This window comes from Cohnella herbarum (genome assembly GCF_012849095.1).
GTDB lineage: Bacteria > Bacillota > Bacilli > Paenibacillales > Paenibacillaceae > Cohnella > Cohnella herbarum.
On the sequence record NZ_CP051680.1, the window covers coordinates 6,195,685 to 6,212,778 of the forward strand.

At 40.0% G+C, this 17,094-nt stretch carries 14 protein-coding genes and 1 pseudogene; 13 read left to right on the forward strand and 2 right to left on the reverse strand.

Features of this window, described 5'->3' with window-relative positions:
- The first annotated feature begins 896 nt into the window (after window positions 1-896).
- The 8 genes and pseudogenes from HH215_RS26380 to HH215_RS26415 all read left to right on the forward strand — a co-directional run.
- Window positions 897-1,553 (forward strand): restriction endonuclease, encoded by a 657-nt coding sequence (locus HH215_RS26380; protein ID WP_169282593.1) that lies wholly within the window; start codon window positions 897-899, stop codon window positions 1,551-1,553.
- A 65-nt stretch (window positions 1,554-1,618) separates the two neighbouring features.
- Window positions 1,619-3,574, forward strand: coding sequence for an ATP-binding protein (locus HH215_RS26385; protein WP_169282594.1), 1,956 nt, complete (start codon window positions 1,619-1,621; stop codon window positions 3,572-3,574).
- A gap of 49 nt (window positions 3,575-3,623) precedes the next feature.
- Window positions 3,624-4,295: a DUF4145 domain-containing protein gene (locus tag HH215_RS26390; RefSeq protein ID WP_169282595.1), complete on the forward strand. Its 672-nt coding sequence runs from the start codon at window positions 3,624-3,626 to the stop codon at window positions 4,293-4,295.
- An 18-nt stretch (window positions 4,296-4,313) separates the two neighbouring features.
- Entirely contained in the window at window positions 4,314-5,657 is a 1,344-nt protein-coding gene (locus HH215_RS26395; protein ID WP_169282596.1) for an SIR2 family protein, read from the forward strand.
- A 332-nt stretch (window positions 5,658-5,989) separates the two neighbouring features.
- On the forward strand, window positions 5,990-6,865 hold the full coding sequence (locus HH215_RS26400) for a phosphorothioated DNA-binding restriction endonuclease (RefSeq protein WP_169282597.1): 876 nt from the start codon (window positions 5,990-5,992) through the stop codon (window positions 6,863-6,865).
- Window positions 6,866-6,911: 46 nt separating this feature from the next.
- Complete coding sequence (locus HH215_RS26405; protein WP_169282598.1) at window positions 6,912-10,073, forward strand: DEAD/DEAH box helicase; 3,162 nt, start codon at window positions 6,912-6,914, stop codon at window positions 10,071-10,073.
- Window positions 10,074-10,091: 18 nt separating this feature from the next.
- On the forward strand, window positions 10,092-10,469 hold the full coding sequence (gene mutT / locus HH215_RS26410; protein ID WP_169284595.1) for an 8-oxo-dGTP diphosphatase MutT: 378 nt from the start codon (window positions 10,092-10,094) through the stop codon (window positions 10,467-10,469).
- A 13-nt stretch (window positions 10,470-10,482) separates the two neighbouring features.
- A pseudogene (locus tag HH215_RS26415) lies at window positions 10,483-10,784 on the forward strand (HNH endonuclease); the annotation flags it as partial.
- A gap of 25 nt (window positions 10,785-10,809) precedes the next feature.
- Here HH215_RS26415 and HH215_RS26420 read toward each other — a convergent pair.
- Both HH215_RS26420 and HH215_RS26425 read right to left on the reverse strand, forming a co-directional pair.
- Window positions 10,810-11,577 (reverse strand): hypothetical protein, encoded by a 768-nt coding sequence (locus HH215_RS26420; RefSeq protein WP_169282599.1) that lies wholly within the window; start codon window positions 11,575-11,577, stop codon window positions 10,810-10,812.
- Window positions 11,578-11,807: 230 nt separating this feature from the next.
- The gene (locus tag HH215_RS26425; RefSeq protein WP_169282600.1) at window positions 11,808-12,140 is read right to left on the reverse strand and encodes a helix-turn-helix domain-containing protein; all 333 of its coding nucleotides are present in this window, start codon (window positions 12,138-12,140) and stop codon (window positions 11,808-11,810) included.
- A 530-nt stretch (window positions 12,141-12,670) separates the two neighbouring features.
- Here HH215_RS26425 and HH215_RS26430 point away from each other — a divergent pair.
- The 5 genes from HH215_RS26430 to HH215_RS26450 all read left to right on the forward strand — a co-directional run bounded on the left by HH215_RS26430 (window position 12,671) and on the right by HH215_RS26450 (window position 17,071).
- The gene (locus HH215_RS26430) at window positions 12,671-13,108 is read left to right on the forward strand and encodes a hypothetical protein (RefSeq protein ID WP_169282601.1); all 438 of its coding nucleotides are present in this window, start codon (window positions 12,671-12,673) and stop codon (window positions 13,106-13,108) included.
- Window positions 13,109-13,241: 133 nt separating this feature from the next.
- On the forward strand, window positions 13,242-13,568 hold the full coding sequence (locus HH215_RS26435; RefSeq protein WP_169282602.1) for a type II toxin-antitoxin system RelE/ParE family toxin: 327 nt from the start codon (window positions 13,242-13,244) through the stop codon (window positions 13,566-13,568).
- Window positions 13,569-13,641: 73 nt separating this feature from the next.
- Entirely contained in the window at window positions 13,642-14,010 is a 369-nt protein-coding gene (locus HH215_RS26440) for a helix-turn-helix transcriptional regulator (RefSeq protein WP_169282603.1), read from the forward strand.
- Window positions 14,011-14,301: 291 nt separating this feature from the next.
- Window positions 14,302-15,279: an AAA domain-containing protein gene (locus HH215_RS26445; protein ID WP_169282604.1), complete on the forward strand. Its 978-nt coding sequence runs from the start codon at window positions 14,302-14,304 to the stop codon at window positions 15,277-15,279.
- On the forward strand, window positions 15,206-17,071 hold the full coding sequence (locus tag HH215_RS26450; RefSeq protein ID WP_254450609.1) for an AAA domain-containing protein: 1,866 nt from the start codon (window positions 15,206-15,208) through the stop codon (window positions 17,069-17,071). Before HH215_RS26445 ends, HH215_RS26450 begins: the two co-directional genes overlap by 74 nt.
- Window positions 17,072-17,094: the final 23 nt, after the last annotated feature.

Genomic DNA, 17,094 nt, shown 5'->3' on the forward strand with positions numbered 1-17,094 from the left:
CTAATAAAAGGACAGTTAGGGCGAATAGATGCCTTACTGTCCTTTTATTTTGTTTGTAATATCAATAATATTATAAAATAGGTATTTTGATAAAAAAATCAGTGGATACCGGTATGCTGTTGGTAGCGGCTTCACATTGGCAAGGGATACATTGGGAGACTTAATAAGAAAACTTGACCATGCTTATCAAAACGGTACTTTATATCAAATGCTACAAGTTAACCAACTGTTAGCGGATATCAGATTGATTGAAGTTGACTTACAGAACAGTCATCATGGTTGTGCAGAGCGGAGAAATATAATGCAAAACGAAGTGAGAAAAGTATACAAACATATGAAAAAAGATATTCTAGATTACATTAATGCTATCAGGAGTACGCTATACCATAGAAGAGGAGTTATAACTATTGTATAATCGCGCTAATGTTTTTGTATCTTTACTATCTACCTCTAAGATCGTCATCCGCGAATCATCTTCGTCAGCAACTTCTATCATGAATGGGATACCCCTGAGCCGAATATAGAATTGCGACACAAGAAACCGACATGAAATGGTCGTGTTTCGTTTGGGGAGCTACAGAGCGAGGAATTGTCGATTACCCGAATCCGAAGGAGGACATTGGTGTTTGATCGCGCGGAAGGTAGCTGAGTGGACTGGGCACATAAATAACTCCAAAATATAAGCTCAGGTGCAACAAATATGTCCAAGAAATGTAGGTCTAAGCACCCATGTGGTGCTTTTATTATTTTCCAAAAGGCAGGGAAAAGGTCGTGTAAAGTCGAAATGTAACGAATGGTGGAAATGATGCATGAATAAGGTATCTATGGGAACTTCAACATCTACGTTTTAGCGTATAGACAAATACTAAGACGTTACAGTATATAAGGGAGGTCACATGGCGAAGACATATGCTTCGGAGGGCAAAGAAGTAGCGTACATCTTGAGGGGCTTATTCATTATTGGAGGATTGGCGCTATTTTTCAACATTCCAGGACTACATTGGGGCTTCTTCTTTGGAATATTGATAGGAGCGGTAATCATAGCGGAATTCCTTGGTGCAATGTGGGCAACGAAACGGCGTTCTTCTCAAAAGCGTGTAAAAAAGAAAGTAGCAATATCCACAGGAAGTCCTGCTAAATCTCCCAGTGTAACCAAGCTTAATGATCAACAACTAATTCAAGCAAATGTAGATACGTTATCTGGTGCCGATTTTGAAAGGCTCATGGAGATGTACTATAGGGGTCAAGGCTATTCAGTTGAACGGATCGGCGGCGCGGGAGACCATGAGGTTGATCTAATTATTAAGGGTAAAGAGGGCTACAAGATCGCTGTTCAATGCAAATGCTGGAAGAAAGATGTCGGCAATGACATCGTGCTGCGGTTAAAAGCGGGTAAACAGGTCCATGGCTGTTATGATGCTTGGATAGTGACCACTAGCAACTTTACAAAAGCGGCTAAGGAAGCGGCAGATCGACTAAATATTAAGCTGATTAATGGTTTGATCTTGCAAGATAAGTTGAATAGGTGGCGAAAAGGGTTCAAAGTTCACTGATCGATCTTACTTAAAGGAAAACTCGAGAGTAGTCACTCGTATAACTACAAAAAGGGTGGTTTAACATGACATTGGGACAAATTGAGGTAAAACTTTCCAATGAACATCTCAATAAATTTTCTAAAGCAAAATCTATTAGGGCTTTGGCGGAATTGCTTTGGAATGCTCTTGATGCAGATGCTACAGAGATTAGTGTGCAATTTGAGAGAAACCGACTTGGAGGAATTGAGCATATAGTTATTACAGACAATGGAGAAGGAATACACTATGGTCTTATTCAAGATCGTTTTGGAAAATTAGGCGGCTCTCATAAGATAAAAAATAAGAATAGTCCTAGAGGTAGAAGATATCATGGAAAGTTAGGACAAGGTCGTTACAATGGGTTTGCCTTAGGCAAAAACATAGAGTGGGTAAGTATCTTTAAGGATAACGATGAATTATATGAGTTTAATATCATAGGTCGATTGGGGAAAATGAACTACTTCCAATTGTCTAATCCAGATAAAGTAATTAGGGATGGAACAGGTGTCAGAGTCAGTGTTTCAGAGTTATATGATGAGAAGGTTAATGAGATTGCCGATAGTACCAGACTAGCTCAGGAATTGACATTGATCTTTGCGCCTTATTTACTTGCATATAGTGGAATTATCATTAATATTGATGGAATCTTTTTAGATCCTAGCAAAGTTATTGTATCACAGCAAGACTATAGTATAAGCACCACATACCAAACTAAAGTTATTAGCGGTAACTTGAAAGTAATTGAATGGAGTACTGGTGCAACTAAGAATTTATATTTGTGCAACAATGAAGGGATTGCTTATGAGGAAGAGGCATCAGGAGTTAAGACTACGGGAGGATTTCCCCATACTGCTTATCTTCAAAGTGACATTGTGGAGAGTTTGGTAAACGACAATCAAATAGAAGTTCGAGAAATGACTCCTGAGTATAATGTTCTTAGGGATGAAGCATATGAAATTCTAAAAACGATTTATCGAGACCGATTAGCAAATGAAGCATCCAAGGAGGTGAAAAAACTTAAAGAAGAAAGAGTATATCCATACATTGGAGAGGCCCACTCAATTATTGAAATTGCAGAAAGGCAGGTATTCGATATTTGTGCAGTCAAGATTAATCAATATCTGCCTGATTTCGGTAAGATGAATAAGGGTTCTAAACAGTTTACATACCGAATTCTTAAGGAAGCCTTGCAAGCAAATCCTACTAGTCTTAGCAAGATACTAAATGAAGTATTAAATCTACCAGTGGATCAACGGGAAGAATTTGCAGCCATTCTCGAGAAGACGAGTTTGGTGTCTATTATCAACACAACCAAATTAATATCAGACCGCATATCGTTTATCAACGGGCTTGAACAAATACTATTTACTGATGAATATCACAAGCGGTTAAAAGAAAGAAGTCAATTGCATAAAATTCTGTTAGGAGAGCTATGGCTTTTCGGTGAGCAGTATTCATATGCTTATGATGATATTTCCTTGAAGAATGCTCTTAAGAAGCACCTCCAACTACTCGGTAGAAGTGATCAAGCAGAAGAGGTAGATTATGCAAGGATCAAAGATTTAAATGATATTCCTGATATTGGTTTATATCGACAGTGCGTAACTGGTGGCGGCGACCACTTTGAGAATTTGGTTATTGAACTTAAAAGACCCTCTTGTGTGATAGGTCAAGATGAACTAAATCAGATTGAGAAGTACGCAGTAGCAATAGAAGAGAATGAGTATTTTGACAAGGATAAGACTAAGTGGAAAATTGTTTTGCTTGGAATCAGAATGGATAAGTTTGCTGCAAAAAAGGTTACTCAGTCAGATAGAGACCCTGGATTGCTATATCGCGGAAATAATATGGAAGTTTGGGTGAAAGAGTGGAAGCAAGTTATTCAAGATGCTAAAGGTAAGCACAGATACCTTCAGGACAAGCTAGAGCTATCTGTTAAAGATAACGAAGAAGGTATGAGGTATCTGAAGGAGAAGTATAGTAAATATTTACCTGACTAGAGGTAGTCTTTGTTCCATGTCATGCTCATTTGACGAGGGAGTTGCGTATATGTCATCAGAACAAGGTGCGGTATTATTATGCTATCATTGCGGGAACAGGACATTTATGGATTTAATAAAACATCACAAGCATGTTGATTCAGAAGAAATCGCAGATAGCTATGGATACATTCATAATAGCGCTGACTTCGTAAGGAACTGGTATATGTACTCTTGCAAAGTGTGTGGGGAAATCACGGTGCAACGAGAGAATTGGTTTTCCGAAGAAACGCATCCTGATGGCAGACCAATTATTAATTCTCAGGTAGTTTATCCGCAGGTCACCAACAAGAATTCTGATATGCCAGACGGGGTCTTTGAAGCTTTCCAAGCCGCCATTAAGGTGCGGCATATTGATGGAGCAATATGTGCTTTATCGGTGCGAAGAGCCCTAGAGAAAATGTGCAAGGATAAAGGGGCCACTCAAAATGATCTGTATAGAAAGTTAAAACATTTAGCTGATACTAAGGTTCTACCACCCATTGTTGATGAAATGGCATACATCTTGAAGCAACTCGGCAATGCTGCTGCTCATGCTGATGATATTGTGTTTGATGATGGGATTGTAACCTCGATAATAGAATTTACTCAGATAATTCTAGACTATGTATATAACTTACCTGCAAAATTGAAAAGGGTGCAAGATTTAAGGAGTGGACTCGGGACAGATAATACAAACTAATATGGAGTGGAAAATGCAATGGGGATCAATTTACCGACTGCCATGGTTGATATGCTAAAAGATGGTAATTGCGGCTTGTTTATAGGGGCTGGAATAAGCATGTCGAGTCCATCAAATCTTCCTGGTTGGGGGAAGCTACTATCTAATATGATTCAACATGGAATTGATTTGGGGAGGGTTGATTACAAAGAATCAATTGAATTAACTGAATGTGTTGAAAAAGAACTTTTATTGGAAGTAGCAGAATACCTTGCGGATAAACTACAGGGACAATATAGGGAGTATCTTGTATCTATTTTTGATGGTTCTAATTTAAGGTCTAATGATAATCATAAATATATCGCTCAAATTAATACTCCTCTTATTGTAACGACAAACTACGATAAGCTTCTAGAGGGTTCTATGGATAACCCTTTAATTTGTTTTCTAAGTCCTACAATGTTACAGCAAATTCATAAGCCAGGTAACCGCAAGAAAGTATTGAAGATACATGGAACTATATCTGAACCTGAAAGTTTGATCCTCTCTGAGAAAGATTATGTGAGATTAATGTCTCGAGAAGATCTTGCCTTAGTTACAAAAAGTTATTTTCATAGATATTCTTTTGTGTTTTTAGGGTGTAGTCTTACTGATCCAGATATTCTTATGTTCCTTAAGAATTTGAATAATGTTTTTCTGGGAAGTACATCTCCTCACTACGCACTTGTTAAACAAGGGTCATTCAACAACATTCAATCTCAATACTATAAAAATACATACAACATTTGTTTAATTCCTTTTGATGAATACTCAGAATTAACAACATTTCTGAAATCTGTTGTTGATTTACAGAAAAATTCTTTCAACACAGATGTTGTTGTTAAACGAGAGATACTGAAGAGTATTAATGATTTAATTATATTGGAATACTATATACATCAGATAGAATTTATCCATAATCGTAATTTTGATAGATTCAGTGAAGTTGGAGAAGGAAAATTGACTAAGGGGCGAATCAGTGACATCTTACAAGATTATGAGGAAGCAAAGAAGTTTTATGCGTATTTGTCAGACCAACTAACTCAAACTAAATATTATGATTTTCCATTGGATATCTATACAACGTATTATGGGAAAATAGATAGATGCATTGAATTACTAAAAGATAAGGAAATTCAAAGAAACCAATCAAAAAGAAGGGAGCTTTCAGAGCTTGATGAATATATCATGGATAACTCCGATAATTTTATCAAACTAATGATTGCTTATGTAAGAATGGAAAGAGTTCGTATTAATATGGGAGTAAATACGGGTATTGAAGAAGAAGTGATTTTAGAAAGCTACATGGAGGAATTCAACTTTTCTTATAAAGAGTTTAATTAGGATTACAATCTCGTCATCAGCAGATTTAGGGTGTTCGCCAAAAAGGATCGTATGAGGGAATCCGGTGACGGGGAGTCTCTTGGGTAACATCAAAACTGTCACTACCCCCGTAGAAGAGCACATGTGGCGTTGTCTTCGGACAGGGGTTCGATTTCCCTCGCCTCCACGATCATCAAGGCCAGCCACAAAAGGTTGGCTTTTTGCGTATAAAGACACGGCCTGCGTATAAAATGTCTTGAACTTAGTCGTCAAAAGGAAATGGAGGTTTTTACCTGCTTTATGACGAACTTAAACTAGTAACATCAAATGTCGATATTTTAGAGGTATAACAAATGAACGCTGAAGAACTGAAAAATAAAATCTCGAACTTATCGATATGGAAAAAGAATGGGCAAAGGGCGCCGCATAAACCTTTGCTTCTTTTGTATGCGCTGGGTCAGCTTCAGCAGAATGTATCACATCTGCCTTACGAAGAAGTTCGAATGAAACTAAGAAAGCTTCTATTTGAATTCGGTCCTTCGAGGAAGTCTTATCATCCGGAGGAGCCATTCGTACGATTGACGACGGATGGCATTTGGGAGCTGGATGTTCAGGTAAACAAGAGTCAGATTTCCGATAAACAATTAGTAGCTGATCATGTTAAGGGTGGCTTTTCTGAAGACGTTCTGAATCTGCTTAAGGGGAACGGTAGACTCATTCAGGAAATTGCGGATCAGTTGCTAAACGATCATTTTCCAGAGACGATACATCAGGACTTAGTGGAAGAAGTGGGTCTTCAGTTATTAATGGAAACAAAACGTAGACGAGACCCTGACTTTCGCAACAAAATATTGCGTGCCTACGAATTTAGCTGTGCCATATGCGGATTCAATGTAAGATTAGGCCATAATCTAATAGCAGTTGAAGCCGCACATATTCAATGGCATCAGGCTGGCGGACCAGATACAGAGGAAAACGGAGTTGCACTTTGCTCGTTACATCATAAGTTGTTTGACCGAGGGGTATTCACTATAACAGGTGACAGACAAATGCTTGTTGCAGAAGAGGCACATGGGACTGAAGGGTTCGAGGAGTGGCTCATGAGATTCCACAGGAAAAGGATTCGCTCTCCGATACGCCCGGTTTATCAGCCCAAAGATACCTTCATTGAATGGCATATTCGAGAAGTATTCAGAGGACCTGCTAGATATAAAGTTAACGAAGGATAAATCAAACGTCGTAATTAGCGAGAGAAGATGGAAGGGAAATATACCAATGAAACAAGGCCTCTACGAGCAAGTCATTAACCAACTAACGGCGAAGCAACTAACTGCCTTAGATACATCCGCATTCGAGATCGGCAAAGAAAAGCTTGACGTTGAAGAAGCGCGCAAGCTGCTTTCCAGCTATATCGCTCTGGTGACTCGTAGAGCCTTGAAGATGGTGCGGGAGCAGACGAGTAATGACGAGGAACTTATTCTTGCCCAGGTGCAGACCTGCAACGAGATGATCGCGACGCTGAAGAACAGTCTTGGACAGGAAGAGTGCGAGCTGTTGAAATTGGATGAGCAGGGTGAAGTACTTACATATATCTACTCCAAGATTAATCATATCCGTTCGTTCAAGGATGAGAAAGTCATCCGTCCAGCGACTCCGTTATCCCAGAGTTCCTTGTTTACTGGCTCTCACTCCGAGCCGAACATGTTGCACGAACTGAAACATGAGATAGTGACTTCCGATCGAATCGACTTTCTCGTGTCGTTCATCAAGTGGAGTGGTCTTCGTATTCTTATGGAGCAGCTGGAAGCTTTCACTTCAAACGGAGGCCAGCTTAGAGTCATTACTACGACGTACATGGAAGCGACGGATTATAAAGCGATTGTAGAGTTGAGCAAGCTCCCTAACACCGAAATAAAAATTTCCTACGATACGGAACGGACACGGCTGCACGCTAAAGCTTACGTTTTCAAGCGTGACACCGGATTTACAACCGCATATGTTGGCTCCTCCAACCTGTCTAATCCTGCGCTCACAAGTGGACTCGAATGGAATCTAAAAGTCACAGAGAAAGATTCTTACGACGTCCTCAAGAAAATCGAGGCGACTTTCGAAAGCTATTGGAACGATAGGGAATTCCGCAGCTTTATACCGTCCGATACGGAGCACGAACAATTGCTGCAGCAAGCCCTCCGCCCCAATAAATCGGGTGAGCAAGGCTCGCTTTATTTTCCGTTCGAGATTACCCCCTACGATTACCAGAAAGAGATACTAGAGAAGCTCGATGCTCAGAGAACGTTATATGGACGTACTTACAACCTCGTCGTTGCAGCAACAGGTGTAGGTAAGACCGTTGTATCGGCTTTCGATTACAAGAGATTCGCCGAGAAACGACCGCAAGCCAGATTGCTGTTTGTCGCCCACCGGGAAGAAATTCTGAGACAGAGCCGAGATACTTTCCGCTATATCATTAAGGATTTTAACTTCGGCGAGCTGCACGTGGGCAGCAATCAAGCGCAAGCTCTGGATCATCTCTTTATCAGTATTCAAAGTTTTAATTCCATGCTGTTAACGGAACGCACGACGCTTGACTTCTACGATTACATCGTCGTGGATGAATTTCACCACGCTGCGGCACCTTCTTATCAGAAGCTGCTATCTTACTACAAACCGCAAATTCTGCTCGGACTAACCGCGACGCCGGAACGGATGGACGGTAAAGACATTCTTGGATATTTCGGGGATACGATTGCCGCCGAGATCCGCCTAACGGATGCGATCGATCGGAAGCTGTTGAGTCCATTTCAATATTTTGGCGTGACTGATCAAGTCGATCTGACTCAGGTAAAATGGTCGCGACGCGGTTACGATCTTGCTGAGCTTGAGAACTTGTATACGAACAATAAGATTCGGGCGATGCAGATCCTTAATAGCATGAAGAAATACGTCACTGACATGGATCAGGTGAAAGGGCTTGGATTCTGCGTCGGTGTCGATCATGCGATCTATATGGCTAAAGTGTTTGAAGAGGCTGGATTGCCTGCCATCGCGCTACATGGTCAATCGAGTGACGAGGAACGACGGCAAGCGAAAGCCCGACTTTCGGGCGGAGAGATCAAGATGATCTTCGTCGTGGACCTCTATAACGAAGGAGTAGATATCCCTGCGGTCAATACCATTCTGTTCCTACGTCCTACAGAGAGTCTGACAGTATTCCTCCAACAATTGGGTCGAGGCTTAAGGTTGGCTGAAGGGAAGGAATGCCTGACCGTGCTTGATTTTATCGGACAAGCCCATCAAGATTACAATTTCCAGGATAAGTTTCGCGCACTGATCGGACATACGAAGCATTCAGTACAGCATTACGTCGAGAACGGGTTCTCCAGTCTCCCGAGGGGAAGCTTCATTCAGTTGGAGAAACAGGCCAAGGCGTACATCCTTCGAAACCTTAAACAAGCGATACTGAATCGTAGAAGCTTGATTCACAAGATGAAATATTTTGAGGGCGATACCGGATTAGAGCTCTCCATCGAGAATTTTGTACGATATCATGGGCTTAGCTTGTACGAGCTATATGGGGGCAGAACTGGGAATCGCACGTTTAATGGGCTTAAGGAAGAAGCCGGGGTCGCGGAAACCTGTGAGGGATACACTTGGAGTAATTCGGAATTCGTCGCCAAGAGGGTGCCCGCCTTGCTTAACCTAAATTCTCGAAAGCTGCTGAAATTTTTGTTGGCTTATCTGGAAGAGGGCATGACACCGCGGTCAGAAGAAGATCAGCTCATGCTGAACATGTTCTACTATACGTTCTACCGTTCTGAACCAACAAAGAATGGGTTCATCGGCGTGGATCAAGCGATTCAAGAAACGCTTGCCTATCCCGCATTTCGCGAAGAGGTCATCGAGGTACTGAAGTTCAAGCTGTCGCATCTCGATTTTGTGGACAAGCCGAACGAGTTCCCTTATGCTTGCCCGTTGGACATTCATTGCAGCTATTCCATGGATCAGATCTTGGCTGCATTCGGTTATTGGAACGAGGAGAAGGCTCCAAGCTTCAGGGAGGGCGTAAAGTATTTCGAGGAGAAGACGACGGATATCTTCTTCATTACGCTCAATAAGTCGGACAAGGATTTCTCGCCTTCCACTCTATACGAGGATTATGCGATTAACGAGCGGCTGTTCCATTGGCAAACTCAAAGCCGGACGTCCGAGGACTCCAAGACGGCACAACGTTACATTCATCATAAGCAAATGGGAACACGAATTGCCTTGTTCGTTCGGGAGTACAAGGAGGAGCACAATTATACTTCTCCGTTTGTTTTTCTGGGTGAGGCGGAGTACGTGAAACACGAGGGAAATAAACCAATGAGTTTCGTATGGCGGCTAAAGATCGATATGCCTCCGGCGATGGTGCCAGCAGCGAATAAAGTTATAGTGTAGGAAAGTGAAGTGAAGCAGATGATCGAAGTGGCTGCTGCTATTATTGAGAACGCACAAGGGCAGATTCTTATTGCAAAGCGGAAGGTGGGGAAGTCTCAAGCTGGTCTGTGGGAGTTTCCTGGCGGGAAGATCGAGGCTGGAGAAACCGCTCAAGACTGCTTGGTTCGAGAGCTACAGGAAGAGATGAACATGCTCATTCAACCGGGAGAGCGATTTGGGGTGAATGAGCATGATTATGGAACTGTACAGATCCGACTCATCGCATATTGGGCAACATTCGTAAGCGGCGAAATGAGGCTTGTCGATCACGACGAATACGCATGGGTAGAGCGGGACGAGCTCAACAATTACATTTTCGCACCGGCGGATATTAAGTTTGTTGAGATGTTAGTATGATGATTTGTCATCAGTTGACACCGCACATATTCAATGGCTTCAAGCGGGAGGTCCTGATAGTGAGGAAAACGGAATCGCGTTATGCGCAATGCATCATATGTTGTTTGACCGCAGAGTAATTACAATTACCAGTGATCGGGAAATGATCGTTACTGAAGAGGCACACGGTACGCTCGGATTTGAAGATTGGCTGATGAGGTTCCATGGAAAGAAGATACGCTTACCGATTCGTTCTACCAGCCTAAAGTAGATTTTATTGAATGGCATATTCGGGAAGTATTCAGGGGACCTGCACGATATTATTTAACACAATGAATAATATGCTCAAAAAATATCTAGCTCAATTATCAATTTCTTTAATCAATATATAAGTTGTAATAATCTCATTTCTATCTCTAATTATGTACTCCTCTGATTCATCGAGGATAGCTGAGCTGCCTAGGAGTAACTTGTCTTTATCTATAGGGTGATAAATGTACCATTTCTTATTGTTAGTATCAGTTATGAAAATGTTGGGTATTTTACGATAGTTTCTGTCCAAGAACTTAATTATTATTCTAGTCACAGGTAAGAGAATGCATATTGAAAAGAATAACGAAAAGAAAGTTGTAAAGGCTATAATTTGTATTTCTTCAGTGTACTTAACTGAATAAAGCATATTTGAACCCAGATAATAAGACATGAGTAAATACATTACTCCTATATAGATCAGGCATAATGAAATGACTGTATATCTCGTTTTAATTGATGCATTTTCAAAGACCTGTTTGAAGTGTTTCTCTCGTAGATTATTTACTAAGAAAAATACAAAGCCAAGACAAAGAAGAATGGCGGATATACTTGTTCCTATTCTAAAATATTGAACCTTAGAATAATAGAATGCCAAAGAAATGAGTGCTATTATACAAGCTGAAAATATTACTTGTCCAAAGTAAGATAACACATTAATGGATACTCGTTTTTCTTTGGTGAATAAAACTTTTTCTATAGAACTGGATGTTACTAGTGTTACTGGATTTAACTTATATAGATAGATGCAAAGGGCTAAGACACCGATAATACCAGACGGTAACTGTAAAAATGTTAAAATTGAAGTTAGATCATTCATTGCAAGTCCCCACTCGCTTCTTTATAATTTTGAGCAAATTTTTATATCTTCAGACATTCGTTCATCCTTGTTTTTTTCAAATAACTTGTAAATTCTTCATATTTTAGTAAAAATATGTGATTGTGGATCGGAATAAGTTGAGGAATAGAAAATGGAGAGGTTAAACGGGGGGAATTTAATAAGCTTTAAGTTTACGGTATGGAAAGTCAGTGGAATAACTCTCTCGAAGTTTATTTATACATCGCATTCAAAACACTTAACGCCTTCTCAACCTCAACTTCCTCTTTATCCACAAGTAACTCGACGATCTTCCAGATTGTCGAGTTTTTCTTTTCTAACTCGGTAAATTCCCCGTAGCTGAACAACTCGAAAAAATTGACGCCAAGAGCATCGGAAACTTTTTGAAGGCTTTGAAGAGTGACGTTTCTCGCTCCTCGTTCAAGATCGCCGATATATGAATGAGAGGTACTCGCCAACTCGGCAAGTTGCTCTTGAGTGAGTCCTTTTGACTTTCGAATGTTACGTACTCGTGCTCCGATCAATTGAAAAACGGAATCATCCATATTCTCCACACTCCTAATAAGAAGTGTAGACAAATAAGTTTGAATAGATAACCCAACTATGAGATGCAAAATGTATTATAATACATCTTATAAGATCAATTTATTAAGTGGATGTTATGACTTAATAAGGATTGGAGCTGATGAAAAGAGTTAAGAGTGATTCTTTTTTGATAAGAATAAATTTATCACATTAGAGGTGATCTGCTGTGTTCATTGATCTCATCATAAGATACGGAGATAATTTTGTTACTATTTTTATCCTCATCCTTTTCTTTGCGATAGTCTGGACGACGGTATTAATACTTCTAGAGATGAGATATAGAAAACAGAAAAAGAAAGTGAAGTAGACATTCCTTTCGGATCTGTCACTATCTCCAAGGCTCAAGTGGGCTCCAGCTGATGTTCCTTTTGTGGAGCGTCTGAGTGCAGAGCTGAACTAATTTGACTGATTCTAACTTAATCACCTCTTGTGTTTTAAACCTGTGAACATAGGGTAACTCCAATATCATCATGATATTGGAGGGCTATATATGTCGAATATTTCTGTAGTGGATAATGAAGAAGTTGAGATTATTAACAACATGTCGAAAATGCTAAGAAACTCTTATGGAAGCGGGGAGTTTTTTAAAATTTTTCAGTACTTCGTTAAAGAAATTAAAAACTTACCCAAATACGAGCCAGAAGATCAAAAGGAGATGATTCTGGAATTCATAAAGCTGGCGCATATGGCTTGTAATGATACGTGGTTTTGTCCCAATTGTCTCAAAAAGTATAAATTTCGGCATTGTTTTCATGATCTTTCTAAAACAATACATGCAATAGAAATTAATTGTGATCAATGTGGAGATTACTTTACTTTCACCGAGAATAAAGATACTGTTTCGTACTTCAACTATCATGTAATTAATAAGGTTAGTAATCTGAAAAGTTGGGGCAAGGGATTAGATATAAAACTTATATCTCATTAATTCTTATTTGAGAAACTTATCTTAATAGAATCAACTCAAACTATTTGACTTTTTAATATCGTACACAATATAATATTAACGTGAACAGCATCATTGCGACTACTTAAGAATAAATATGTAAAGGGGCATCATTATGAAGTTTTCTAACTTCCTTGATGCTCGTGGCAAAGACCCCGTCTCGTCATTTGTCGCCACTTTAACGTCAAAAGAAAGGAGTAAAATTGACAGATACATACGGCTTATTGAAGAGCAGGGAATACGTATAGGTGAGCCGTATGTGGGTCATATTGAAGGTAAGATCTGGGAAGTACGCCCTGGGAATTATCGTATTCTTTTCTTTGTAGAGGGTGACAACTGGATCGCTACTAATGTGTTTAGAAAGAAGGGACAGAAAACTCCCGAATCGGAAAAACACATTGCTAGAACAAGAAGAGACGAATGGTTAAAGCGCCACGAGTAGGAAGAGTGAAGGGAGAATTCCCTTCACTCCTCAACGGAGGATAGAATCTCATGGTGTAGGAGGTATATAAATTATGGACGATAAACGGAGAGGTGATAAATTACCGGTGGATAAAAGAAGTGGGTTCGTGCACTGGACGGACGTTCGTAACGAATTCATTACTCAAGAGGAACAAGTGAAAAATGATGTGTTTGCAAAAATAATAGGTAGTCTAATTATGAGAAGAAAACAATTGAAAATAACACAAGGCCAATTAGCCGAACGTATTGGAATTACCCAAGCCAATTTAGCTCGTATTGAAACAGGCGAGGCAATTCCTAAACTCGATACTTTTTACAAATTAGTCCTTGGATTGGATCTAGAGATTGTATTGTTACCTAACGATTCAAAAGATAAGTCAGAACAAGAGCAATCGGCAGCAAAAGAGTATAGTTTTTTATAGGATAGGAATAATATAGAGCATCGAAACTGTATAGAAAATCAACCCATAGCTTTATTTAGTTGTATCCTTAGTTGGAAATGTTGATAAGTTATTGAAAAAGTTTATCTATTATTTAAGATTGTCCATGGCATTTGAACACTGGAAATAAGAATGAAGTAAGCAGCTAATACAAGATTATATTGGTACAGAAAAGTAAATCCAATACGTAAGAAGGGATTCCCTTCCATATGGCGAATGCTAAGAGTTGATGTCGAATTCTTACAACATTTCCAATATGGAAGGGTATTTCTTATGAATCCGGAAAAGTATTTGATACTTGTGAAGTCAGAAGAAAAAACAAAAGATATCCTATCTTACGACATGCGCGATCAATATGTATATATCGTCTATACCTCGAATCAGGAACAAGAATATCGATATTCTTCAACGGACATTGTGATTTACCAAGAACCAACGATTACGGACATCAACAAGAACGAAAGAGTTTATCATAATGATTTTCCTCTTTATCAAGTAAGCCGCATTTTTGATTTTGGTCCGAAAATACGCATAGTGGATCACAAAGGCAATAGTTATGTGTATGACAAAAATTCAATTTTCGTTGTTAGAGATGCACTAGCATCTAATGACTCCAAAAATATTCTTAAACACTTTACCGCGATATCTAGATATACGCACATTGCAGGAGAGGACAAAGGCAAGGAGCCTTTCCTGCATAGTCAATTCAATAAGATCGCTTTTATAAATCCGAACAGCGTGCTTGCCCATTACCTTAACAGACAAACGATAAAAGAGCACTCCATTAAGAATGCTGGAACTATTTATCCTTTCAGATTTAATCTAAGCCAGAAGCAGGCGCTTGAGATCGCGTTACACAACCAAATTTCGGTTATTCAGGGCCCACCCGGAACCGGGAAAACCCAGACAATATTGAATATATTGGCCAATCTAGTTGTCATGCAGAATAAGACAGTCGCCGTTGTGTCCAGCAATAATGCCGCGGTACAGAATGTTAGGGATAAGCTGAGGGCTGAGGAGTATGACTTTTTAGTAGCGGCTCTAGGTAGTGCAGAAAATAAAAATCTATTTTTCGCCGATCTTCCTGTTCCGAACGTTTCTTCTTGGAAAAGCGATACGGATGAGAAAACATTGCTTAATCAAATCCAAGTGATTAACAGTCGCCTTTATCGATTTGATGGAGATCGATCGTCAGAGAGCCCAACTCCGTCAAGATTTAGCAGCGTTGCGGTTAGAACAAGAACATTTTGAATCCTTTTACGCGCAACAAGACATCAATCAAATTGGCAGATTATCGTTTTACCGGCAGAGTCCCGACAAAATCATCTCGTTCCTAATTGATCATTACGTTGCTTTTGAAAATGAAACGTCGAATGGTTTCTTCCATAAACTTAAGCTTGTCTTCAATCATGGTTTTATCGGCTTTAAGCGAATGAAGGAACAAGAGACCGATGTGTTACTAAGTTATCAGCGAAAATATTACGAGTTGAAGGTAAATGAACTGCTTAAGGAGATTGAAATACTTGAAAGTGAGATCGAGCAAAGCTCGTATTCAACCTTATTAGAGCAGCACCAACAATATTCAACTGAATTGTTTCGTCATAAGCTGCACAGTAAATACCACAACCGCGAACCTCTTAAATTGCATTCCACTACATATAAGAAGCAGTTTAGTAAGTTTATTGAGCATTTTCCCATCACCCTTAGTACTACACATTCCTTGCGGACGTGCGTTCCGGATGATTTCCTATTTGATTACGTCATTGTCGATGAATCTTCTCAAGTAGATCTGTTAACGGGGGCTCTTGCGCTTTCTTGTTGCAAAAATGTAATTATCGTTGGAGATACAAAGCAGCTTCCCCAAATCACAGACAAGTCTATTCTAAATAAACAGGAAATTGCGGCACGGCACGTAGAGGGTGGGGCTTACGATTACTTTGCTCATAATCTATTGTCATCCGTCCTAGCCTTATATGATCAAGCTGTGCCCCAAGTGATGCTTAGGGAGCATTATCGCTGTCATCCGAAAATTATCGATTTCTGCAATCAAAAGTATTATGACGGACAACTCATCGCCTTCACGCAAGGGGAGGAGGGGAGCCGACCGCTTGTGATCTACTCCACGGAACTCGGCAACCACATGCGTGAGCTTAAACACGGAACCAAAGGAAAGTTTAATCAACGCGAACTGGATGTCGCTCAACAAGAAGTACTTGCTGCTCTTGAGGAAGAGATCGAAAGCTATTCCGATATCGGATTTACGACACCGTATCGGGCACAACTGGAAAGAGCTAATGAACTGTTAGAGGATATTGAGAGCGATACCGTTCATAAATATCAAGGCCGAGAGAAACCCGTGATGATCCTATCGACGGTTCTCGATAACACTCGTCCCGGTAAAGAAGGCTTAAAGTTCGTCAGTGATCCCAAATTGATTAATGTGGCGGTCTCTAGGGCTCAACGTCAATTAATCTTGGTAACGGATCATTCAGCATTTCGAAAATACAGAAATGAAATCGGTGATCTAATACGTTATATGGAATACAGCACGGTAGATGACAATCTCGTGAAGAGTGAAATTGTTTCCGTGTTTGACTTACTCTACAAGGATTATTCTGAGAAGCTAAGAGAGTTCGGCCAGCGAACCAAGGTGATTTCGAAGTTCCAATCGGAGAATCTTATCTGGACGTTGTTGTCGGATATTCTTCCGAAGTCCTACCCTGATCTGGAATGCAGATATCAGCTATTGATCAAAAACATTTTCGCCAATATGAATTCGTTGAAAGAAGAAGAGAGACGGTATATTCATAACGGAGCTTCCGTTGATTTCGTTATCTATCACAAGTTGGACAAGTCCCCATTACTTGCAATCGAAGTGGACGGTTTTGCGTTTCATGCCAACAATCCTCTCCAACTCGAACGAGATGCCATGAAGAATCGAATATTTCAAAGCTGTGGGCTACAGTTACTTAGGCTTCCGACAAATGGAAGCGGGGAAGAACAAAAGATTAGGGCGATGCTGGATCAGATTTTGCAGCTTTAAGGGGAATGCTTGAATGCACTATA

Coding starts and splice junctions, on each gene's coding strand:
- HH215_RS26390 (WP_169282595.1), top strand. CDS start 3,624: ATGTCATCAGAACAAGGTGCGGTATTATTATGCTATCATTGCGGGAAC.
- HH215_RS26420 (WP_169282599.1), bottom strand. CDS start 11,577: ATGAATGATCTAACTTCAATTTTAACATTTTTACAGTTACCGTCTGGT.
- HH215_RS26400 (WP_169282597.1), top strand. CDS start 5,990: ATGAACGCTGAAGAACTGAAAAATAAAATCTCGAACTTATCGATATGG.
- HH215_RS26405 (WP_169282598.1), top strand. CDS start 6,912: ATGAAACAAGGCCTCTACGAGCAAGTCATTAACCAACTAACGGCGAAG.
- HH215_RS26445 (WP_169282604.1), top strand. CDS start 14,302: ATGAATCCGGAAAAGTATTTGATACTTGTGAAGTCAGAAGAAAAAACA.
- HH215_RS26385 (WP_169282594.1), top strand. CDS start 1,619: ATGACATTGGGACAAATTGAGGTAAAACTTTCCAATGAACATCTCAAT.
- mutT (WP_169284595.1), top strand. CDS start 10,092: ATGATCGAAGTGGCTGCTGCTATTATTGAGAACGCACAAGGGCAGATT.
- HH215_RS26395 (WP_169282596.1), top strand. CDS start 4,314: ATGGGGATCAATTTACCGACTGCCATGGTTGATATGCTAAAAGATGGT.
- HH215_RS26380 (WP_169282593.1), top strand. CDS start 897: ATGGCGAAGACATATGCTTCGGAGGGCAAAGAAGTAGCGTACATCTTG.
- HH215_RS26440 (WP_169282603.1), top strand. CDS start 13,642: ATGGACGATAAACGGAGAGGTGATAAATTACCGGTGGATAAAAGAAGT.
- HH215_RS26435 (WP_169282602.1), top strand. CDS start 13,242: ATGAAGTTTTCTAACTTCCTTGATGCTCGTGGCAAAGACCCCGTCTCG.
- HH215_RS26425 (WP_169282600.1), bottom strand. CDS start 12,140: ATGGATGATTCCGTTTTTCAATTGATCGGAGCACGAGTACGTAACATT.
- HH215_RS26450 (WP_254450609.1), top strand. CDS start 15,206: ATGGAGATCGATCGTCAGAGAGCCCAACTCCGTCAAGATTTAGCAGCG.
- HH215_RS26430 (WP_169282601.1), top strand. CDS start 12,671: ATGTCGAATATTTCTGTAGTGGATAATGAAGAAGTTGAGATTATTAAC.